The sequence below is a fragment of the Zoogloea sp. genome (assembly GCF_028693495.1).
Lineage (GTDB): Bacteria > Pseudomonadota > Gammaproteobacteria > Burkholderiales > Rhodocyclaceae > Zoogloea.
The window spans coordinates 1-20,982 of the sequence record NZ_JAQUVG010000061.1 but is presented as its reverse complement, the minus strand read 5'-3'; the positions used below and the strand labels follow the sequence as shown (position 1 = coordinate 20,982).

Sequence of the window (20,982 nt, the reverse complement as noted above, 5' to 3'; positions counted from 1 at the left end):
GGCGCTGGTTCTCGCAGGTTTGGTCATCGGTCGAGACGCGGGCATAGGCGACGATGGCGGACATGGCGGGCTTCTTTCTGGCTCAAAATGTATGGCTCAGATATTAGCCTGGCTCAAAATACAAAACAACGGTTTTGAGCCATGCAAAACAGGCCGGCTTTACCCTAGCTCAAAACCTATACCTTTTGAGCCATCCGAAATGTTCACACCGGCCCCAGAAAGCACAACGCCGGGGCGTGCCCGGCGTCGGTCAGGTTGAAGAGGAAGGGTGATCTACACCCGCTCCCCCAGCGCCAAGCGGGCGATGTAGCCCGACCGGGTTTCCCCGGCCGCCCGTGCCGCACGATCCAGGCGAGACAGCACCCGCCGGGGTAAGGTGATATTGACCCGTTCGACTTGGCTATCGAGCATCGCGGGGTCAATCTCCACCACCGCCCAAATCCAGCCCGCAAACTCCGGCCGGCCCTGGTGTTCACTCACGGGGCGGGGCGGTGGGATTTCCTCCCCGTCATCGAGTAGCCAGTCAAGGTGAAGAACGATGGCTTCGCGTGCCTGTTCAATGGCTTCGTCAAGGGTGTCGCCTGCTGAAAAGCAGCCCGGCAGATCGGGCACAACAACGCCCCAGGCGTGGGCGTCGCCGCCGGGTTCGATTGCAATCGGGTAGCGCATGGTGGTGTTCTCCATTACTTCAGGCCGGCTTGTTTCAGGATGGAATGCAGCGTGCCGGTAGGAAGGTCTTTCTTCGGGTGTGGCACCGTCACCCGGCCGGGTTTGGCGGGGTGCTTGAACTGGTGATGGCTGCCCCGCGTGGCGACTTCTTCCCAGCCATCGGCTTTCAGCATTCTAATTACGTCGGCACTGTTCATGATGTGTAGCATACACACGACAAAGAAAGCTGCAAACCCGTCCTTTACCGTCCGGCGCTCGTTGGCAAGGAGCCCCCCGAAATTTCCCCCATACACCCCCGCGGGGTCACTGCCAAAACTGCCAAATTGAGAAAAGACAGTTTTGACAGTGCGCTCCCTGGTGCATGTGGGGAAAATTCGGCCCGCTCAGTGTCTCGCCATGGCGGGCGGTGAAGACTTCGGATTCACGATGTAGAGCGTTCGCGGCTTGGTGCGGGTCGGCTCCTGCCAGGCTTCGAGGTGCCCCAGCTCCGCCAGAAGATCCAGCCCCGCGGCAACCTGCTTTTGATCGGCCAGCCCCGACCACCCGGGGCGCCATACGTCCCGCGTCCCGAAGCCCTCCCGCGCCAGATCCCCCTTTGCAATCCGCTCCAGAATCCGCCGGGCCGTGTCCGCCTCGCCGGCCTGTGCCACGCCATAGCAGCGCCGGGCGTGACTCTCGAGATACACCGCCCAATGCAGCGCCCGGAGCGTGGACGGGAAGCCCACCGGGCCGCCGTGCCCGTCCGCCAGGTGGAAGACCAAGGCGAGGGCCGGGACCAGCTTGCGGTACTTGGCAAGGTGGGATTCCAGGGCCGGGAACAGGTCGCCTGTCCGTAGGCCCGCCTCGAAGCTGCACCGCCAGTCCGTGAAGGCTTCCAGGGCCTCGGGGTCGAAGCGCAGGAAGGGCGGGGCATCCTCGCTTTCCTGGTGGGCACCACGTGCGAGGGCATCAAGGGCGTCGAGGTCTTCGAACACCTGAAAGGCGGATTGCTTGGCGGGGCCGTCCGGGATGCGGTCCACGTTCTTCCACTTGCCGCCGGCCTCGGGCCACACCAGTAAGCCGAAGCGGGCGAGCATCCCATCATCGGAAGCCCCGCCGCGCATGGCGGCCCGCAGGTATTCCCCCAGGGGGCCGGGCTGGGCACCGCCCACCACGCCCAGGCACACCGCCGGCACGCGCCGATGCCCGCGTCCGATGCGGTCGAAGGTCCAGCCATCCTTGCCATTCCACCCGGTCATGAGGAAGGCGCGCAGCTCGGCGGCGTCCTCCCGATCCAGGCCGGCCAGCCAGCCCGGCAGCTCATCCCGCACCACCAGCAGGCCACGGGGGTTCTCGATCAGCTTTTCTGCCAGGGCCTCCACCGTTGCGGACGCCACCGTGTAACGGCGCAGGACCGGGGCTTCGTCGGCCTCGGGGGTCAGGAAGCTGGTCACGTCCACAAGGGCGTCCGGGTTCTTGCGGAGCGCCTTGGTCGCCTCACCCTTGCGGGCTTCGGCGCGGGCCTTGGCAATCTCGCTTTCTGCCCGCCATTGGCCTTGTGCGGCGGTCCATTCTTCGAGGGCGCGGGCTTCGAGGCGAACCACGGGGGCAAGGGCGGCCATCATGGCGGGGCTCTTCATCATGCCGGGCCTGCCCACGATGCAGCCCCACAGGTTGGGGAACTCCTGCCAATCGCTGAAAGCCTGCGGACGAATGGCACAGCGCCGGCCTATCAGGTTGCCGGCCGCTGCCACCATCGGCACGGCCACGAAGTCGGGCGGGCATTGCATCCGCTCGGAAACGTCCTGCACCCAGGGGCGCAGGCGGTCGGGCAGCATGGCGTGATCGAAGGGAGCCACCGGGGCCAGGCCCTCGGGCAGCGGTTGAGGATCTGGCCACGATGCCGCCGGCCAGGTGCGAGGATCCCCGATGGAAGGGGCCAGGACGGCGCGTTCGGCCGGGCTGGCAGGTTCAAAGGGGGGTGCCTTCATGGCTGAACCTCCTTGCTGCCCGCGTCACTGATAACAAACTCTGCCACTGGCACACCTCCAGGGCGGAGCACGATCAAGCGCTTGGGGCGGGCCGCCACCAGCTCCCCCAGCAGCAGGCGCAAGCGTTCCGCAGGGATGCCGGGCGAGGCCACCACCAGCACCGACAGGGCCGCCAGGTAACGCCAATCCAGGCGGGCAGGGTGAGTGCCCGGCGGGCAGCAGATCGCCAAGCCCAGGGCCGTTACAGGGGCTACCGGCCAGCGGTCCAGATAGACGACAACCTGCCGGAGCGCCGGCACCAGATCACGGGCGCGGGCGTCTGCCAGGTCACGGGCGTAGGGCGGTAGCTGCCGGCCAGGAGAGCACCGCCAGGCGGGCAGGGAAGGGTGGGGGGCGGTCATAGCAGCCCCCTTTCTACAAAGCTCAGGGGGCGGGACGCACCACCGACGATGAAATGGTCCAGGACGCGAACATCAAACATCGCAAGGGCGGCTTTGAGCCTGTCCGTAAGGTATTTATCGGCATTGCTAGGCTCAGTCACGCCAGACGGGTGATTGTGGGCGAAGACCACCGCGGCGGCGTTCAGATCAAGGCACCGCCTCACCACCTCTCGGGGGTAAACGCTGGTTTCCGTGAGGGTGCCGGCAAACAGGGGTTCGAACGACAAAACCCGGTTTTGTGCGTCGAGGAACAGGGCGCAGAACACCTCTCGGGCCTCTTCGCCAAGCTCCAACATCAGGAAGTCACGCACCACAGCCGGTGAATCAATCGCAGCCCCGGGCGCTGCCAGGCGGCGGGCCAATGCCTTTTTGGCGCGGGCAATCAGCCTGTCTTCCCGGTCCATGGCGGCGGGGTCGAGCGGGCAGCGGGCGAGGGGCGACGCATACAGGGGGCTGGCCTCGCGGGCCACAAACTGGCGGGGGCGGGCCGGAGCCGGGGCGGGGGGCTTGGAGGCGGTCATGATGCAGCCCCCCAGGCGAAGGCCACACGCCAGGCCAGCACGGGGCCGGTGAAGGGGCGCAGGGCGCGATAGAGAGCGAGGGACGGGAACAGCTTGAGGGTGCGGCGGGGCGTGTGCAGACGTGTGCACGCCGGGGCATGGGTTGCCATGGTGCGGGGCTCCTTTGTCGGACTGAATCCGCCCCTCGCTTCCAAACGGGGGGCGGGCCAAAGCGGGGTTGGAAGACCGGGACAAAGGAACCGGCAGGCCGAAGCCTCCCTGCCCGGCCCGCCATTGATCGAGGGCGCACCACGGGCGTACGGACGCAAAAAAAGCCGCTTGGCGGCTGGTGTCCGCCTTTGTCGTTCGGGCTTCCAAACCCGGCCCCTCTGTTTCGGGGCAGCCGGAGTATCTGCCAGCTCGCCGGCCTCGGTCAAGCTCGGCATGTTACGACGTATCATCGCGCATCAACGTGAGGCTACAATGAGGCCATGAGCACAATCACCGTCGATACCCTTGAGCTTGTCTCGGAGCTGAAACAGGCCGGCATCCCACAGGAGCAGGCTGAAGCTGTCGTGCGCACGATCGTGAAGGCGCACGAAGGCTTGGTCACTACCGCCCATTTGGATCGCCTTGAAACCAAGCTGGATGGAAAATTTGCCGTGGTCGATGCCAAGTTCGACAAGCTCACATGGATGCTCGCCGCAGTGCTTGGGGTCGCCCTTGCCAACTTCGCCAAGCAATTTTTCTAGGCTCTGTGCGTGCAGCCAGCGCCGATGCGCAGTCCGTCACGCGGGATTACCAAGCGCGATGGAAAGCGCAGCACAGCCGGGGGGTGCAGGGGGGGCGCCAGTTTGCGAAACAGGGGCAAAGGAAGGAAAAGAGGAAGAGGGTATTTGTTCCCACTGTTCCCACTTAGTTAACTTAGAGTGGGAACAACATAGACCCTTGGAAAGCCGCGCCCCGCTTGGGTTTCCGGCTTGTGTTCCCACTGTTCCCACTGTTCCCACTGGTTTTTTGGCCTCCAGCCTGAGAGCCACTGAAAAGAAAGCCTTGACCCCCCCGGGGGGGTATTTTTCGCCGGCCATGAAAGCGGGCCTAACCGTACGGTCCTGCATGGTGTCGGTCGGGACTTTGGCCACCCCCTCCCCCCTGTCCATTTCGCGGCGCTGCGTGAAAAGAGAACCGAGCGGTCTAGGAGAGGGTCGGGCCGCTACTTTTTGACACCCCCCTTGCCAGGCTGTCGGAGTCACCAGAATGGATGCAGTCGCCAGGCGTGGCAGTGGGCTCCGCGATCGGCGGGCAGCCGGTGCAAGGGGTGCTCCGGCCCGAAGGCAGGAGGAAGGTCTGTTCGGCCACTGCACAGGCCATCAGAGAGGCCCGGCTGGGCAAAGTGTTCGCAGCTCCGGCAAGACGTTTCGATGGGTGTTTTATGCGGCGCAGATCGCCCTTGAACCCCACCCCCCGCCGGATCAGAAAATGACGATTGATTGAGTTTTTCATCTTCGCTTACCCTCGCCCTTTCAAAAACGGTGGGAACACTGGGAACAGTGGGAACAGATTCAAAAACCTGTTTTTGTTCAATGGCTTGAGAGAGTGATTTTGTTCCCACTCCCCCCGAATCTGTTCCCACTTTTTGTGGGAACAGAGGGTCAAAAGTGGGTGTTTCGGCCTGTTTGGGGGCGGAATCGGCGACAAGTGACGCCCAATCAATCATTGCCGTCGATGCCTTCCAGAATGCCAGGAGCAAGCAGGAAGAACCGCCCCGGCTTGGCGGCGCCGGGCTCCCTCGCCTTGACTTGGAGGTGTGCCCCGTCCCGCACCAGCAGACCGCGGACAGCCAGCTCTTTTGCCACCTGCGCCGGGTCGAAACCGTTGCACAGCTCCGACCTGAACACCGCCGGATAAATCAGATACTCGAAGACGTGATCGGCTTCGTTGAGGCTTGCCGTGTCCTTGGTCGGGCGTTTCCAGCCGGCCCGGTTCATCGTCCGCGGGGCGTGGGTGTCGCTGATACTCGGGCGTCGCCAGTCTTCCAGGCGGGCGCCTGCATGGGCTTGAATCCACGCCTGCACCTGTTCCACCATCTTGCGGGGCTCCCGGTTCTCTTCACCGCCGAAGGCGTGCAGCCAGTCTTTGAACATGCGGAAAGCCGCCTTGACGGCCTCACCCTGCGGCCACCCGGTTAAGCCCCACTCGGTCGCCTTTTCGCCCGCATAGGCCACCGCAGCAAAGCGCGTTGCTGCCCGGATCGCCTGCCCGCCAGCCTTGTTGGTCAGAGCGCGGTCTTCGAAGGCACGTCGCAGCTCTTCGAACTGGGCAGGCATCTCTTCCCGCTCCACGACCACGTGGCGGATGAACTCGGGGTAGGCTGTGCCGTAGTGCTTGGCAGCGTTGCGTTGCAGGGTTTCGGAGAAGCGGGCGCCATCGGGCAGGCCGTGCAGCTCGTCCCAGCAGCCAAAGCCGGCGCCGGCATCGGCGGGCAGCTCGCAGAAGCGCACCTCCTGCCCCGCGTAGGCGCGTTCCTGGTTCTCTTCGAGAAACTGCGTCAGCCCGATTTCCCCGTTTGACTGGAAGAGCAGGGAGAAAGACGCGGTTTCCCGCAGGCCCCCGGCGGCTTGGCCTCGCCCTTTTCCCTGCCCGCTGGTGAGCATGTAGGCGGCCTGTGCCACGTCCTTGGGGTTGCCGGCCTGCTTGAGTTCGTCCAACAGAAGGGGCGCGTCACAGTGCCCGGCGGCTACGCCTTCAATCGCGGTCGCCGTGAGCAGCCATGTCTTGCGGTACGCGGCAGGGCCGCACAGGCTCGCTGCGGAGTAGAGCAAGGCAGACTTGCCCAGGCTCGAACCACCGGCCCAGTGGAAGCCCCCCGACACGTTGGGATGCAGCCAGCACAAGCCCCCTGCGAAAGCTGCGGACAGGGCGAAGGTCAGCCGGCTGTTGCCCACTGCCAGGGCGGCCACGTTGGCCCGCCAGTCTTCGAGGGTGCCGGCCTGCTTGAACTGAGCATGTCCGCTGCCCTGTGCCGCGTGTAGCCACAGCTCGGCATCGGGCGCGGCCAGCGGGTCATGGTCGCCCCCCAGCACGAAGGACCAGCGGCCGGGCGTGGTGCAGTCATCGTGCCAGCCGATGCGGGCCGTAAGACGGGCGCGGGCTGGCGGCCGGGAGCGGTTCACGTACATCTTGAGCAAGCCGCCCTTGTTGTCGCCAATGAACAGGCCTTGAGCACGCAGCAGGCGGGCCAGGGCGGCGCCGTCGCCTTCGAGCATGTCATCAGGCACCAGTACCCGGCGGCGGCGGCCGTCGTGGTCGTTGAAGGTGGCCAGGCGTTGCCAGTTTTCCCCGCGGGCGTCACGTACCTGGTGCGTGATCTCGAGAGGGGCGCACACGAACTGTTCAACGGTTTCCCAGCCCTCGCCGCGGCGCTCTACCTTGAGGCGATACACGCCGCGGCCGTCGTTGCCGTCGCGCAGCTCGAACACCTCGCCGCCCTGTGCAGGCGCCTGCACGCCGGGCGCCTTGCCCTTGGCTTTGGAGCGAGGGCGCTTGGTGGGCTTCTCGGGTTCGTCCGAGGGTGCAGCGGGGGCCGTTTCCGGGCCGCTGGCGGGCGTTTCAGCTTCGGGTGTGGGGGAAGGTGCATCGGCGGGCGTTTCGTCGCCCTGCGGGCCTGCCAGCAAAGCGCGGGCCGCTTCGAGGATGCGGCGCACGGCATCGAGGCCGGCGAGCGCGTGCAGATCGTTAAAGTCGGTCGCGCCCTCGGGTCGGTCCGCCCCGAAGTCGGGCACCGCCACCACGCCCCCGACAGCGGCGGCGGCAGCGCGGGCCTTGGTCAGGCCAGGGTTGCCGGCGGTCTGGTGATCGTCATCGGCACACACGATGAAGCCGGCGCCCTGGTGCGCCTCATGCAGGGCGCGGGCAACAGGTTCGAGACTGCCCGCGTCGAAGGCCACCGCCACCGGCCAGCCGACAGCCTGGTGGACGCTGGCAGCCGTCGCGTAGCCTTCGGCCACGCATACGGGCAGGTCGGGGGTGATCTCGCCAATCAGATGGAACTTGCCGGCCTTCTCGCCGTGGGGCAGAAAGTCCTTGTCGCGTCCGTCCACCTTGTCGGGATAGATCGCCTGAAGGCTGTGCAGGGTTCCCGAGGGGCTGCGCATGGGCACCAGCAAGGCGCCCAGGATGCGCTCTTCACGCCATTCACCGGGGCGCACCTCCTGCCACTTTGGCCAGGAGGCCACCCGCAGGCCGAAGGACGGGACGCCCTTGCGTTGCAGGTAGGCGTGATCGTCCGGGGCCGGCTTGGCACCGCTCCAGATCGCGTTCGCCTTGCGGCGGGCCTTGTCCCGCTTGACCTTGGCTTCGGCCTCGCGGGTGGCTCGCTGGGCTTCCATGCGGGCGCGGTTGGCGGCTTCCTCTTCGGGCGTGAGCTGGCGGCCAATGTCGGCACGCCAGTTTTCCCACTCCAGGCCATCCTTGAAATTCTGGAAGCCACCGGCCGGCACACCATCGAGGTGCAGCAGATAGGCGCCGTCCAGCTTGCGGGCGGGTCCGTCCCGCAGCTCGCAGCGGTGCAGCTTGCCGTCAGCGTCGAGGTGGTCAGGCAGGCGCAGGCCGCGGGCTTCGGCAGCACGTCGGAACTGATCGAGGATAGAGGCGGTATCGATCATTTGACGTGCTCCGCCACCCTGGACAAAAAGTGAGGTAACGATTCTCCGGCTTCTATGGTGAGTCCGAGTTCATTGCCCTTCGTTTTGATACCCGCTGCTGTCTCGTACCACGGACGATTTCTGTCGCCGGCGGACTGTCCGCACATCAGCTTCTGTTTAATCCGGTAACGCAGATCTGACCATGACTCCCCAGGCCGGGCAGGCCACATCCCGACCGTCTTTGCCATTTCTTCTGTGCCTGCGCAAGATCTACACCAAGAATGATGGGTCATTGCCACGCCTCCCCATTCAGAGCCTTGCGCAGCTCGCCTACGTTCCAGGCGGTCACTCGCTCGGAGAGCTTCCGGCCGGCCGGAAGCTTGCTTTTTTTGACCCAGCGCCAAGCAGTCGGGGGGCTGATTCCGAAAAGAGCGCATACCACCGGCAGACGCACGTTTGCCGCATCCGGCAGGGCGTCGAAATTGCGGAGCGCGTCGGGGATAGGTGGGGCGGCCGGATCGGGTAGGTGCGAGGCGGGTGTCGTTTTGTCTGCTATGGGGCGGATTTTCATTTGCCAGCCCCCCGCTTTTGCAGCGCGGTCAGTCGCTCAACGGCCGCGGCATCCCACAACAGCCGGCCATTCGGCAGCTTGAAGGGACGCTCCCCCAGGTAGTGACCCTTTTCGACCAGATAGCGGCGGATGCTTTGCGGCTGCACCGCATGGCCAGCGGCACGAAGGGCCGCGGCAAACTCAGATGTTCCCAGGCGGTGCGCCCTGGTGATGATGTGCAATTTCATGTCGTGTCGCCCTCGTGGTTGGCGGGTTGGAACGACACGAATACTGAACACTGCTTTTCGTCGAATCACCTAGGGCACCCTAGGGCACCCGGAAAAACTGCCCCAGGGTGCCCTAGGGTAGGTGTTTACAAATCAGTCACTTAAATATTTACGCTTTTTTCAAAACTGCCCTAGGCTTGGCGAAAGCTTCTGGAAAAAGTTTTTCGTATAAAGGCGTGGCAGAGGCGTTTGACGCTGCCGAAAGTCCCCACGTGCACTGCCTCTTGAGATAACGGCCCAGGCTGGCGAGGGCCATATTTTTGAAGCTGGGCTCCATTCTTTTCATCAAATCCAGGAAATCCTGTTTATTACCCGGCATCTTCGAGCGGTCGAAGGGAATTTCATTCTCTTTTGCCCGCCTCTCGCACTCTTCGAGCACGAACTTCACCCGCCCTCTTTGGGTTGTGGGAGCAACGGCGCTGCCGACTTTTTGTGATATGGCAGGCTCAGTCGAGACAGGACAGGCCCCGGCGTGGCGGCCACGAATCAACTGATAGGCTGGTGAATCGGACGATGCAAACCATTCCCGCAACAGCTCGCTTGGCTCTACACCGTACAGATGAAGAACATCCGCACCCGAGACACGGCAAAGGCCAGGGCCAGGCGCGTTGTCTCTAATTACCGTGGCGCCATGCTCCCCGAGCCACTCCGACCACTCATACCCCCATAAGGCCCGCAGGAAGTCGGCCTGCGCCAATCCACTGTCAGGAAACTGTAACCCCGAAAATTCCCGGACTGATAGCTCATCCGGCCACCCGTCGCGCCCCTCAAATCCTGCTAAACGCCCGGCTTTCATCATCAAAGCGGTTGGAGGTGAGAATTGTTTTATCGGTGAATGCGGACGTGGGTCAAAAAATCGGCTCGGATTTGATTGTTTGTTTGCCTGTTTTTTCTTTGGCATGCGCTTCCTTCGTGCGCCCTTCAAAAGAGGTGCCGCGCCGGCCGGGTGAAGGTGCCCGGTGTTCCCCCCGTCGAGGTAGGCGCGGCGTGCTGCCCTTGTGTCCGTTACCTCATGCAGCGTGCCCACGGATCGGCACGACGTTTGCCCCGCTCTTCACCTGGTCGAGCCAGTCCGCCCATTGCTGCATCATCTTGCGGCGTTCGGCCAGGTATTCGGCCTGGTGCGAGTAGGCCCCGAAAACCTCCTTCCGCTCCCGGTGGGCCAACTGGCGGTCTATCACCTCGGGCCGCCATCCCAGCTCAAGCAGGGCGCCGGTTGCGGTTGCCCGGAAGCCTGAGCCCGTCACCTCATCGCCGGCATAGCCCATCGCCCGCAGGGCGCTGTTCACCGTGCCGTTGCTCATGGGGCGCAGCGGGTTGTTGCGGTTGGGGAAAACGAGGTCACGGTTTCCGGTGATCTCGTGCAGATCCCGGAGCACTTCGACGGCCTGCGACGAAAGCGAAACGGTGTGACTTTCCCGCATCTTCATTCCCACAAGCCCGCGGCTGCGGTCACGCTCCGCCGGCACCACCCACACGCCGGCCGGCAGGTCGATTTCCGCCCACCGGGCGCCCCGCAGCTCGCCAGGGCGAAGGAAGGTGAGGACTTGCAGCAGTACGGCGTTCTTGACCATCTTCGACACGCGCACCGCATCCAGGCGGATGAAGAACTCGCGCAGCTCCGAAGGGTGCAGCGCAGGCCGGTGTTCTACGGGCGCGGTCTTCACCGCCTTGTGCAGCCCCGCAGCCGGGTTGTTTTCGGCGCTGCCGGTGGCGATTGCGTGCAGGAAGATGTCGTTGGCTCGCTGGCGGACCCGCTTCAAGGTTTCCAGGGCGCAGCGGGCTTCGATCTTGCGCAGGGCGGCCAGGAGTTCGGCAGAGCTGATTTCAGCAATCGGCCGGCGCCCAAGGGTCGGGAACAGATCCTGTTCAAGCGAGGTGAGCACCTTTGCCGCGTAGGTATCCACCCACTCGTGACGCTTCTTTTCGTGCCACTCACGGGCCACGGCTTCAAAGGAGGTTGCCGCGGCCACCTTGCGGGCGATCTTTTCGACGCGGCGGGCTTCGGCCGGGTCCGTCCCGGCATCGAGCAGCCGGCGGGCATCGTCCCGTTTCTGGCGGGCGGTTTTCAGGGAGACTTCGGGATAGACACCCAGGGCAAGCAGCTTTTCCTTACCGGCGAAGCGGTACTTCATCCGCCAGTAAAGGGCGCCGGGCTTGACCCCGACGAGCAGGAAGAGGCCCTTTTCGTCGGTCAGCTTGTAGGGCTTTTCGCCGGGCCTGGCCTTGCGGATCGCGGTATCGGTGAGGGGCATCGGGCGTCCTTTGGGGGTATCTGGACTGAGGAAACGCGGGGGTACTGAAAACTACCCCCGGATATACCCCCAAAATCCATGCGCTTGGGTGCTGTTTCCTGATACGCGATGATACGCCCAAAAACCAAAAAAGCCCGCATTTGCGGGCTCTTAGCGCTTTCTTTGATGCAGCCTGATTCAGTCTGAGACGGTTTCCTGGTCCCCCCGACAGGAATCGAACCTGTATCTGGCGCTTAGGAGGCGCCCGTTCTATCCATTGAACTACGGAGAGAGGAAGGTGCGCATTCTATCCCGGAGTGCCGGGAAAATGCCACGTCTTCGTTAGGCGGAAGTGGCTGGAGGAGGGAAGCCCCTCAGGAACCAGCCTCCATCTGGGACTGCAGGTAGTTCTGGATGCCGACTTTTTCGATCAGATCAAGCTGGGTTTCCAGATAGTCGATATGCTCTTCGGTATCTTCGAGGATGTGCTGAAAGAGGTCGCGACTGACGTAATCCTTTACGGATTCGCAGTAGGCAATGGCCTCGATCAGGTGGGCGTGGCCGCTCTGCTCGAGTTTCAAGTCGCCACGGATGCATTCCGGTACCTCTTCTCCGATCAGCAGCTTGTCCAGGTTTTGCAGGTTGGGCAGGCCCTCCAGGAAGAGTACCCGCTCGATGAGCATGTCGGCATGCTTCATCTCTTCGATGGACTCTTCGTACTCATGTTTGCCCAGCCTGGTCAATCCCCAGTTCTTGTACATCCGTGCGTGCAGGAAGTACTGGTTGATGGCGGTCAGCTCGATGGTGAGCTGCTTGTTGAGATGTTGCAGGACTTTTTTGTCGCCTTTCATGCTGCCTCCTGAATCAAGGGGTAGTGCCGGGGACGGGGGGCAGACGTGCTTGCCTGATCAACAGCACCTTCAAGGCACTGTTTGGCACATTTGGCGCAACGTCCGCATTCTTCCGTGACCCCCAACTGTACCCGAAGATCCCGCAGTCGACGAGCGCCTGCTTTGACGGCAGTTTCAATATGCTTTTCGGTGACGGCACGGCAGACACATACGTACATGGGATGTCCTTGATTCAGCTGGATGAACAGGCGTTGACGCGTGGGCGCAGGGTGTGATCGGAGGGTTTTATTTCGTCAAGATCAGCTTGCCGGCTCTGGTTGTACGCAGCGCATAGAGCATTCCTCGGTGTTCGATGAAGATACAGGTCCGTCCTTGAAACAGCTCTGCACTCCGCACGGGCTTGTCCATGTCGTTCCGGGGCGTGATGGGGCCGGCGGCAAGAGGCGGGTCGATACTCGGAGGCGTGAGATCAGGCACGATATTAAAAGATATTGAGAACAATTCTTATTAAACAGATAGCCTTTCCCTGAGTCAATAGGTCTGGCTGAAAAAATGATGTGGAGACGGCTCTGGACGTCCGGCAGCCTTGAAGGCGGTCGGCAGGGGTAGAATTGCCACCTTCCTGCCTTTTACCCGACTGACCGATGCCGCTGATTACCCTTGACGATGCCTGTCTCGCTTTTGGCCATGTGGCCCTGCTGGATCAGGCCGCTTTTCAACTGGACGAAGGCGAACGTGTTGCCTTGATCGGCCGTAATGGCAGTGGCAAGTCCAGTCTCCTCAAGGTTCTGGTCGGGCAGGTCACCCTTGACGATGGACGACTGTGGCGTCAGCCAGGCACCCGGGTTGCCTATGTTCCCCAGGAGGCGGATTTCCCTCTTGAACGCAGCGTCTATGCCACGGTTGCAGACGGGCTTGGAGATGTGGCCCAGCTCCTGGTTGATTATCATGCAGCCATGCTGACAGTGGCCGAGGATCATGGCGAAGCGGCCTTGAAGCGCCTTGAGGATCTCCAGCATCGGGTGGAGGAGGCCCAGGCCTGGCGCCTCGAGCAGCGGGTTGAGCAGGTGCTCGGTCAGCTCAAGCTGTCCGGGGATGTGGCCGTGGGCAGCCTGTCTGGCGGTGGCATCAAGCGGGTGGCACTGGCCCGGGCGCTGGTGGGCGAGCCGGAAATGCTCCTGCTGGACGAGCCGACGAACCATCTGGATATCGACGGCATCCTGTGGCTGGAGGCGCTGATCCGGGACTTTCCTGGTGCCGTGGTGGTGATCACCCACGATCGGGTCTTCCTGGACAATGTTGCAACCCGGATTGTCGAGCTTGACAGGGGCATCCTCAGCAGTTATCCGGGGCGCTTCAAGGAATATCTGGCGCGCAAGGCGGAGCAACTGGAGGCGGAGGAGAAGGCCAACGCCCGTTTTGACAAGTTGCTGGCTCAGGAGGAGGTGTGGATCCGCAAGGGGGTCGAGGCCCGGCGCACGCGTAACGAGGGACGGGTGAGGCGTCTGGAGGCCCTGCGCGGCGAGCGCAGTGCTCGCAGGGATCGCATGGGCAGCGTCAAGCTGGCCCTGGATCGAGGCGAGGGCAGCGGCCAGATGGTGGCGGAGTTGCATGGTGTGACCAAGCGTTTTGGCGAACGTGTGGTCGTGCGGGATTTTTCCACCCGCATCCTGCGGGGTGACCGGATTGGCCTGATTGGTCCCAATGGAGCGGGCAAGACCACCCTGCTCAAATTGATCCTCGGCGGACTTGAACCAGACGAGGGTGACGTGCGGAGGGGTACCCGGCAGACGGTGGCGTACTTCGATCAGTTGCGTGCCCAGCTGGATCCAGAGGCGCCACTGACCGAAGTGATCAGCCCGGGTTCCGATTATGTGGAAATCGCGGGTCACCGGACGCACATCATCGGCTATCTGGGAGATTTCCTGTTTTCGCCTCAGCGAGCCCGGTCGCCAGTCAAGTCCCTGTCCGGAGGGGAGCGCAACCGCTTGCTGCTGGCCCGCCTTTTTGCGCGCCCTGCCAATGTTCTGGTGCTGGATGAGCCCACCAACGACCTGGATATCGAGACTCTCGACCTGCTGGAGGACCTGCTGGCCAGCTACGACGGTACGGTCTTTCTGGTCAGCCACGACCGCGCCTTTCTGGACAACGTGGTGACCCAGGTGATCGCTGCTGAAGGGGAGGGGCTCTGGCAGGAATATGCAGGTGGTTACGAGGACTGGTTGCGCTCGCGTAAGGCTGTGGAGCCTGTCCTAGCGCCCAAGGCAGCTACCCTGAAAAAGGAAATTTCTGCGCCGGTGGCGGCCGCTGCTCCTTCCAGGTCTGCCCGGCTGACCTGGAAGGAGCAGCGGGAGCTTGATGCCTTGCCTGAGCGGATCTCCGCCCTCGAAGAGGAGCAATCAAGGCTGCAGGCCCAGTTGAACGATCCTGCTACGTATCGGGACGTGCCTGCAGAAGTGCCAAAGCTCACTCAGCGTCTGCAGGTTTTGGAGGGAGAGATAGAAGGGGCCCTGATGCGTTGGGAGGACCTGGAGTCCCGTTCTTCCATCCAGTGAGCTGGCCGTCGTATCCCTTTCGGTCTCAAGGGGGGGGTGGAAGTGCGCCTTCGGGCGTGCCTCCCGCGTTCAGCAGGACTTCGGCAGCTTCATGGGGAACTGACAGACGGTGGAGCAGGCTTTCCCGGCCAATATGAAGCAGCGCTTCGATGGCGGCCAGATCATCGGGGATGGCAGGATTATCCCAGCCTTGGGCTGTATGGCGGGCCAGGCTGTTGGCAAGCTGGACGGTGCGTACCCGGGGGTTGTGGATCTGCTGTTCGTTCATCATGGACACCAGCAGTTCGGGCAGATGCCAGTAGCGGACGATTGCCAGCTGAAGTTCCTTGGCTGAAAAGTTGAAAACCTGACGTTGGGCGGCGCTGGATCGGAGGTTCCGGTCATGATGTTGCATTTCATGGACCTTCTGGGTGAGGGTCGGGGCAAAACACCAGCACAGGATGTCGGTGACCTCCGAGAGGAGCGCCGCAACCGTGATCTCATCCACATCCAGGTCGTGGCGAAGGATTGCCCAGTCGCGCGCGTAACGGGCAGCCCGTCGGGCCCGTCCGATTACCTTGAGGACCCCAACCAGGGCTTTGGGGTGATCTGAAATCTGCTCTTCTACGGTGGGCATCTCCGAGAAGTTCTTCAGGAAGGGGGATATGCCCATCATCATGATGGCCCGCTCCACCGTCGTGATGTCATGGTTCTGACGTGCGCGCCGGTTTTCTTCGATATGGATCAGCACTTTCAGGGTCATCATCGGGTCACCGAGCACCAGCGCAGCCACCGTCCGTCCGTTGATGTGCTCTTCTGCCTCCCGCATCACGTTCAGTTCCTTGACCGTGTGCTTCAGCACGGGCAATGGCTGGTGACTAAAAAAGCTGACGTAGGAATCGATGCTGTCTAGGGCGTGGGTCAAAAGGGCCATGAGGCTGCTCCGGCGAGTGGTGATGTCCTTTACGGCATCTTTTCCGGCAGATTGAGGCTGGGCGTGCATCCCGATGGCGGAGCTATAATCAGCCGACCCATAACGAGGCGCAGGGCATTGCCCGCTGCCGATTCAAGAGGAGAAAGCATGTCCAGCATTCCGTCCAGCTTCAAGGCCCTCGTGATCCGTCAGGACGATAACCGCAAGGTGGTGTCGGCCCTGGAGGATTTTCCCGCCGCACAACTGGACGCCGGTGAGGTCCTGGTCAAGGTGGCCTACTCCAGCGTCAATTACAAGGATGCCCTGGCCGCGACGGGTGCGGGCAAGATCATCCGGCGCTTTCCCTGCATTGGTGGGATTGATCTGTCGGGTACGGTGGTTGAGAGCAGTGATCCCCGCTTCAAGACCGGTGACCCCGTGATTGCCACCAGCTTCGATATCGGCGTCGCTCACCATGGGGGCTATGCCGAGTATGCCCGGGTGCCCGCTGGCTGGGTTGTGCCCCTCCCCGCAGGGATGTCCCTGCTGGATGCCATGGCCTTGGGAACGGCGGGTTTCACGGCGGCGCTGGGGGTTGTCCGGATGGAAGACAACGGCCTGCGTCCCGAGAACGGCCCGGTGATCGTCACGGGGGCCAGCGGTGGAGTTGGTGGGCTGGCCATCGACATGCTGGCCGGTCTCGGCTATCACGTGGTTGCCCTGACGGGAAAGGCCCACGAGGAGGCATATCTCAAGCGTCTGGGGGCTGCCGAGATCAAGCTGCGTGACTCCATCGACCCGGCCAAGACCCGCCCGCTTGATGCAGGGCTGTGGGCGGGTGCAGTCGACAACGTCGGCGGCGACATTCTGGCGTGGGTGCTGTCCACCATGAAACAGGCTGGAACCGTGGCCAGCATCGGCAACGCCCAGAGCATCAATCTCCCGACGACTGTCTTTCCCTTCATTTTGCGAGGTGTGAGCCTGCTGGGGGTGGATTCCGGCTACATGGGTTTCCCGACACGGACACGGGTCTGGGACCGTCTGGCCACCGACCTCAAACCCCGCCATCTGGCGGAGATGACCCGCACCGTACCGTTTGCAGAGCTTCCCGGTGTTTTTGATGATTTCATTGCTGGACGGGTCAAGGGACGGACAGTAATTGCCGTAAATTGACAAAATCCGAATCGAAGCGAGCCCACTATGAGCGACGGCACCGATCAGACTCATCCCCGTGTTCTGATCATTGATGATTCCCGGATGGTGAGAGCCTCCATCACCCGGCATGTGAGGGATCGCTTCGATGTGCGGGAGGAAGCGGATGGCGAAGCCGGCTGGCAGACGCTGATGGTGGACCCCACCATCCAGGCCGTCATCACCGATATCGGCATGCCGCGTCTGGATGGTTATGGTCTTCTGGAGCGCATCCGGACTTCGCGCATTTCACGGATCAATACCCTGCCGGTCGTCGTCATCTCCGGTGACGACGAGCCGGAAGTGCGGGTCAAGGCCAAGAGTGCGGGTGCCACCGACTTCATTTCCAAGAGCATCGGCAATGTGGAGTTGCTGGCCCGCCTTGAAGCCCTGACTCAGCTCGCCCGCACCCAGCGGGACCTGGAGGAGAGCAGGGCGGCCCTGGCGACGGCCAGTCCGGTGGACCCCTCCTCGGGCCTGGTCACCCCATCCTATCTCCATCACCATGCAGCCCAGGAGCTGGCCCTGGCCCAGCGTCATCACAAGGATCTGGCGGTGATGGTGATCGAGATCGACCAGTTCGATGTCCTGGTGGCCCGTTACGGCGCCCATGTGGCCCAGTTGATCAACCGAAAACTTTCCAAGATCCTGGCGACCAAGCTGCGCCAGGAGGATACGGTGGCTGAGTTGGCCCCTGCCCGGTTCGCGATCGTTTCGCCCAACACCAACATGGACGGCGCGGGTGCCTTTGCCATGCGTCTGCGGGCGGCCATCGAGAACATCGTGATGACCTACCGGGAGGAGCGGATCCGGATCCAGATCACCATTGGTCTGTCGTCTTCCGAATCGGGCCGGGCACACACGGTGAGCCATCTGATCGGTGTGGCGGTCCAGCGGATTGCGGCCGGGCGGGCGGCCGGTGGCAACCGGGTTATGGGTGAAAAGGGGGAAATCACGTCGGACATGATCGCTGCTGGTGCCCGTGCGCTGGTCAGTATCGATCAGATTCTCCAGCGCCTGCGCAGTGTCGGGCCCGATGCTGAAGTGCGTCGCCAGCTCCCGGATGCCATACGGACTCTCCTGCCTTTGCTGGAATTGATAGAATCCAGTTTCGCGCCCGGTCTCCCGCTTGACGTCCTCGCACGTGCAGCTGAAACCGGTGTCGCGAAAACACTGCAGCAGAACGAATAAAAAGGGCGAACGCCATGAAGGTCGTATCGCCCATTCGACAGTAATCTGACATTCGAATAAGGGAGAGGAACCCATGGCTTCATATCAGGAATTTCACAAACGCTCCATCGAAGACCGTAACGGCTTCTGGGGCGAGCAGGCCGAATTGATCCACTGGAACAAGAAGCCTGAGCAGATCTACGACTTCTCCAAGCCGCCCTTCGTCAAATGGTTTGCTGGCGGTGAGACCAACCTCTGCTACAACGCTGTCGACCGCCACGCCGAAACCAACCCCAACGGCAAGGCGCTGGTGTACATCTCCACCGAGACCAACGAAGAAAAGACCTACAGCTTCGCCGAGTTGCGTGCCGAAGTGATGCGCATGGCGGCGATCTACCAGGATCTCGGCGTCAGGAAGGGCGACCGTGTCCTGATCTACATGCCGATGATCGCCGAAGCCGCCTTCGCGATGCTGGCGTGCACCCGTATCGGTGCGATCCACTCGGTGGTGTTCGGCGGTTTTGCCTCGCATTCGCTGGCCACCCGTATCGACGATGCCAAGCCCACCGTGATCGTCTCGGCCGACGCCGGCATGCGCGGCGGCCGCCCGGTGCCCTACAAGCACCTGCTCGACGAAGCCATCAACCTGGCCGAGCACAAGCCCGCCGCCGTGCTGATGGTCAACCGCGGCCTCGATACCGAGATGAACGTGGTCGCCGGTCGCGACGTGGACTACGCCACCCTGCGCACCAAGCACCTGGACGCCGACGTGCCCGTCACCTGGGTCGAATCCTCCGATCCCAGCTACATCCTGTACACCTCGGGCACCACCGGCAAGCCTAAGGGCGTGCAGCGCGACACCGGCGGCTACGCGGTGGCCCTGGCCGCTTCCATGAAGCACATCTACTGCGGCAACGCGGGCGAGACCTTCTTCTCCACCTCCGACATCGGCTGGGTCGTCGGTCACAGCTACATCATCTACGGCCCGCTGATCGCCGGCATGGCCACCATCATGTACGAGGGCACGCCGCTGCGCCCCGACGCCGGCATCTGGTGGAAGATCTGCCAGGATCAGGAAGTCACCGTGATGTTCAGCGCACCGACCGCCATTCGCGTGCTCAAGAAGCAGGACCCGGCCTTCCTCAAGGCCTACGATCTTTCCAAGCTCCGTGCCCTGTACTGCGCCGGCGAGCCGATGGACGAGACCTCCCACCAGTGGATGATGGACGAGCTGGGCATCCCGGTCATCGACCACTACTGGCAGACCGAGACCGGTTGGGCCATGTTGTCGCTGATGCCTGGCGTCGAGAAGCAGGACGTCCAGCTCGGCTCCCCCGGCTTTCCGGTGTATGGCTACGATGTGCGTCTGTTCCGCGACGACGGCTCCGAGTGCGGCCCCAACGAGAAGGGCATCGTCGGCGTCGTGCCGCCGCTCCCGCCGGGCTGCCTGTCCACCATCTGGGGAGACGACAAGCGCTTCGTGTCCACCTACTTCACGCTGTTCCAGGAGCCGCAGGTTTACTCCAGCTTCGACTGGGGCATCAAGGACGACAAGGGTTACTACAAGATCCTTGGCCGCACCGACGACGTGATCAACGTGGCTGGCCACCGCCTCGGCACCCGCGAGATCGAGGAGGCCGTGCAGGCCCACCCGGCGATTGCCGAAGTGGCCGTGGTGGGCGTGGCCGACGCGCTCAAGGGCCAGATGCCCATGGCCTTCGCGGTGGTCAAGGACCCGGCCAGCGTCGATAGCCCCGAGAAGGTCGTCGAGCTCGAAAAGGCCGTCATGAAGCTCGTCGACGGCAGCCTCGGCGCCATCGCCCGCCCGGCCCGCGTGCACTTCATCTCCGGCCTGCCCAAGACCCGCTCCGGCAAGATGCTGCGTCGCTCCATCCAGGCCCTGGCCGAAGGCCGCGACCCGGGTGATCTGACCACCATCGAAGACCCGAGCACGCTTGAGCAGATCAAGACTGCCCTCGCCGCCAAGTAGGCATCCCTCAGGCTGCGGCAAGCCATGCCAGAGCCGACCGGTGTGAGCCGGTCGGCTTTTTTTGGTGCGCCCAGCATGGGCGCACTCCTGCGGGTGCAAGTATGATCGTCAACGACTCGAACCCCCCGGTGCGGACCCACATGTCGGGTGGTGTGGGAGGGGAATGGTCAGGGAGGCTGGCCAGCCCTATCCCCCTCAGTCGTATCCGGCCTGGGTCAAAATCGCCCGGTCGTTTTCGATGCGTTCCACCTGGGCGAGGGTGGCGACCGGGACTCCCAGTGCCTCAATGTGTTCCCGTCCGTGCCTGAAGCGTTTTTCCACGATGAAGCCTGCTCCCATCACTTCGGCGCCGGCTTCCCGTGCCATTTCCACGAGGGCCAAGGCAGTGCGCCCGTTGGCGAGAAAGTCATCGACGATGACCACCCGCTGGCCTGGAGCGAGGTAGCGACGGGATAGTACCAGGCGGGTGTGGCCGCCTTTGGTGGGTGAGGGGATGACCCGGGAGATCGCCGGAGACTCGACCTGAGGGGCGTACTTCTTGGCGTAGAGGAGCGGCACGCTGAGGGCTTGGGCTACCACCAGCGCCGGAGCGATCCCGCTGGCTTCAGCAGTCAAAATGACGTTGGGCTGGAAGAAAGACAGCCGGCGGGCCAGCTCGTGGGCCATCTCGAAGATGAAGCCTGGTTCGATCCGGTGGTTCAGGAAGTGATCGATGCGCAGGATCTGTCCGTCCTCGATAGTGGCTTCGGCTTCGATCCGGCGAACGAGTGGTGGATAGGGGGCTGTCAGATTCAGATGCGGGCTCATGGGGCTCGATAGACGGGTTTTTGCCATCCCTTTGACAGCAAGTCGGCCGATTTTAGCAATCTCCCTTATCGACCTTCGTGTTTTCTTCCTCAAGCGCCGGCAGGCGCTGCCGGATGGGCACAGGGTGTTCCCCAGGGAGGTGGCGCGCATTGCTGAACGCCGGTGGGTTCCGGTACAGTGCGCGCCCGTCCAGATCCTTCTTCGAAAAGATTTTTGATGACACGCCTGCTGCT

At 63.0% G+C, this 20,982-nt stretch carries 22 protein-coding genes and 1 tRNA gene; 5 read left to right on the top strand and 18 right to left on the bottom strand.

Annotated features, from left to right (window positions below):
- Positions 1-273 precede the first annotated feature (273 nt).
- From PHD22_RS11040 to PHD22_RS11015, 6 genes are all read right to left on the bottom strand, one after another.
- On the bottom strand, positions 274-669 hold the full coding sequence (locus PHD22_RS11040; protein WP_299866422.1) for a type II toxin-antitoxin system HicB family antitoxin: 396 nt from the start codon (positions 667-669) through the stop codon (positions 274-276).
- A 14-nt stretch (positions 670-683) separates the two neighbouring features.
- A complete protein-coding gene (locus PHD22_RS11035) occupies positions 684-866 on the bottom strand; it encodes a type II toxin-antitoxin system HicA family toxin (RefSeq protein WP_299866420.1) in 183 nt (60 codons plus the stop codon).
- A gap of 186 nt (positions 867-1,052) precedes the next feature.
- Positions 1,053-2,639, bottom strand: a complete 1,587-nt coding sequence (locus tag PHD22_RS11030) for a YfjI family protein (RefSeq protein ID WP_299866418.1) — start codon at positions 2,637-2,639, stop codon at positions 1,053-1,055.
- Positions 2,636-3,040: a hypothetical protein gene (locus PHD22_RS11025; RefSeq protein ID WP_299866415.1), complete on the bottom strand. Its 405-nt coding sequence runs from the start codon at positions 3,038-3,040 to the stop codon at positions 2,636-2,638. The genes PHD22_RS11030 and PHD22_RS11025 overlap by 4 nt, the downstream gene beginning before the upstream one ends.
- The gene (radC, locus tag PHD22_RS11020) at positions 3,037-3,483 is read right to left on the bottom strand and encodes a DNA repair protein RadC (RefSeq protein WP_299866425.1); all 447 of its coding nucleotides are present in this window, start codon (positions 3,481-3,483) and stop codon (positions 3,037-3,039) included. The genes PHD22_RS11025 and radC overlap by 4 nt, the downstream gene beginning before the upstream one ends.
- Positions 3,484-3,596: 113 nt before the next feature.
- Positions 3,597-3,749: a hypothetical protein gene (locus tag PHD22_RS11015; RefSeq protein ID WP_299866412.1), complete on the bottom strand. Its 153-nt coding sequence runs from the start codon at positions 3,747-3,749 to the stop codon at positions 3,597-3,599.
- A gap of 321 nt (positions 3,750-4,070) precedes the next feature.
- On the opposite strand from PHD22_RS11015, the gene PHD22_RS11010 reads away from it, so the two are divergent.
- Positions 4,071-4,331, top strand: a complete 261-nt coding sequence (locus PHD22_RS11010; RefSeq protein ID WP_299866409.1) for a hypothetical protein — start codon at positions 4,071-4,073, stop codon at positions 4,329-4,331.
- 957 nt (positions 4,332-5,288) lie between these two features.
- On the opposite strand, the gene PHD22_RS11005 is transcribed toward PHD22_RS11010, so the two are convergent.
- From PHD22_RS11005 to PHD22_RS10965, 9 genes are all read right to left on the bottom strand, one after another.
- Positions 5,289-8,243: a DUF927 domain-containing protein gene (locus PHD22_RS11005; protein WP_299866406.1), complete on the bottom strand. Its 2,955-nt coding sequence runs from the start codon at positions 8,241-8,243 to the stop codon at positions 5,289-5,291.
- A 268-nt stretch (positions 8,244-8,511) separates the two neighbouring features.
- A complete protein-coding gene (locus PHD22_RS11000) occupies positions 8,512-8,793 on the bottom strand; it encodes an AlpA family phage regulatory protein (RefSeq protein WP_299866403.1) in 282 nt (93 codons plus the stop codon).
- Positions 8,790-9,020 (bottom strand): hypothetical protein, encoded by a 231-nt coding sequence (locus PHD22_RS10995; protein WP_299866401.1) that lies wholly within the window; start codon positions 9,018-9,020, stop codon positions 8,790-8,792. The genes PHD22_RS11000 and PHD22_RS10995 overlap by 4 nt, the downstream gene beginning before the upstream one ends.
- A gap of 148 nt (positions 9,021-9,168) precedes the next feature.
- On the bottom strand, positions 9,169-9,960 hold the full coding sequence (locus PHD22_RS10990; protein WP_299866398.1) for a hypothetical protein: 792 nt from the start codon (positions 9,958-9,960) through the stop codon (positions 9,169-9,171).
- Between the two features lie 109 nt (positions 9,961-10,069).
- On the bottom strand, positions 10,070-11,314 hold the full coding sequence (locus PHD22_RS10985) for an integrase arm-type DNA-binding domain-containing protein (protein ID WP_299866395.1): 1,245 nt from the start codon (positions 11,312-11,314) through the stop codon (positions 10,070-10,072).
- A 196-nt stretch (positions 11,315-11,510) separates the two neighbouring features.
- Positions 11,511-11,585, bottom strand: a tRNA-Arg gene (locus PHD22_RS10980).
- Positions 11,586-11,667: 82 nt separating this feature from the next.
- Complete coding sequence (gene bfr / locus PHD22_RS10975; RefSeq protein WP_299866392.1) at positions 11,668-12,144, bottom strand: bacterioferritin; 477 nt, start codon at positions 12,142-12,144, stop codon at positions 11,668-11,670.
- Positions 12,141-12,362: a (2Fe-2S)-binding protein gene (locus PHD22_RS10970; RefSeq protein WP_299866389.1), complete on the bottom strand. Its 222-nt coding sequence runs from the start codon at positions 12,360-12,362 to the stop codon at positions 12,141-12,143. The genes bfr and PHD22_RS10970 overlap by 4 nt, the downstream gene beginning before the upstream one ends.
- A gap of 67 nt (positions 12,363-12,429) precedes the next feature.
- Positions 12,430-12,552, bottom strand: coding sequence for a hemin uptake protein HemP (locus PHD22_RS10965; RefSeq protein ID WP_299866386.1), 123 nt, complete (start codon positions 12,550-12,552; stop codon positions 12,430-12,432).
- Positions 12,553-12,788: 236 nt separating this feature from the next.
- Here PHD22_RS10965 and PHD22_RS10960 point away from each other — a divergent pair, with 236 nt between their 5' ends.
- The gene (locus PHD22_RS10960) at positions 12,789-14,699 is read left to right on the top strand and encodes an ATP-binding cassette domain-containing protein (RefSeq protein ID WP_299866383.1); all 1,911 of its coding nucleotides are present in this window, start codon (positions 12,789-12,791) and stop codon (positions 14,697-14,699) included.
- Between the two features lie 25 nt (positions 14,700-14,724).
- On the opposite strand, the gene PHD22_RS10955 is transcribed toward PHD22_RS10960, so the two are convergent.
- The gene (locus PHD22_RS10955; protein ID WP_299866380.1) at positions 14,725-15,612 is read right to left on the bottom strand and encodes an HDOD domain-containing protein; all 888 of its coding nucleotides are present in this window, start codon (positions 15,610-15,612) and stop codon (positions 14,725-14,727) included.
- Positions 15,613-15,759: 147 nt separating this feature from the next.
- On the opposite strand from PHD22_RS10955, the gene PHD22_RS10950 reads away from it, so the two are divergent.
- The 3 genes from PHD22_RS10950 (at position 15,760) to PHD22_RS10940 (ending at position 19,942) form a co-directional block, all read left to right on the top strand.
- Complete coding sequence (locus tag PHD22_RS10950; protein ID WP_299866378.1) at positions 15,760-16,764, top strand: oxidoreductase; 1,005 nt, start codon at positions 15,760-15,762, stop codon at positions 16,762-16,764.
- Positions 16,765-16,791: 27 nt separating this feature from the next.
- Positions 16,792-17,973 carry a response regulator gene (locus tag PHD22_RS10945; RefSeq protein ID WP_299866376.1) on the top strand — a complete coding sequence of 394 codons (1,182 nt, stop codon included), beginning with the start codon at positions 16,792-16,794 and terminating at the stop codon, positions 17,971-17,973.
- 73 nt (positions 17,974-18,046) lie between these two features.
- The gene (locus PHD22_RS10940; protein WP_299866374.1) at positions 18,047-19,942 is read left to right on the top strand and encodes a propionate--CoA ligase; all 1,896 of its coding nucleotides are present in this window, start codon (positions 18,047-18,049) and stop codon (positions 19,940-19,942) included.
- Positions 19,943-20,137: 195 nt separating this feature from the next.
- Here PHD22_RS10940 and xpt read toward each other — a convergent pair whose 3' ends face one another.
- Positions 20,138-20,749, bottom strand: a complete 612-nt coding sequence (gene xpt, locus PHD22_RS10935; protein WP_299866372.1) for a xanthine phosphoribosyltransferase — start codon at positions 20,747-20,749, stop codon at positions 20,138-20,140.
- A gap of 52 nt (positions 20,750-20,801) precedes the next feature.
- Positions 20,802-20,982 (bottom strand): hypothetical protein (locus PHD22_RS10930; RefSeq protein ID WP_299866369.1); only part of this gene is annotated, 181 nt, incomplete at its 5' end.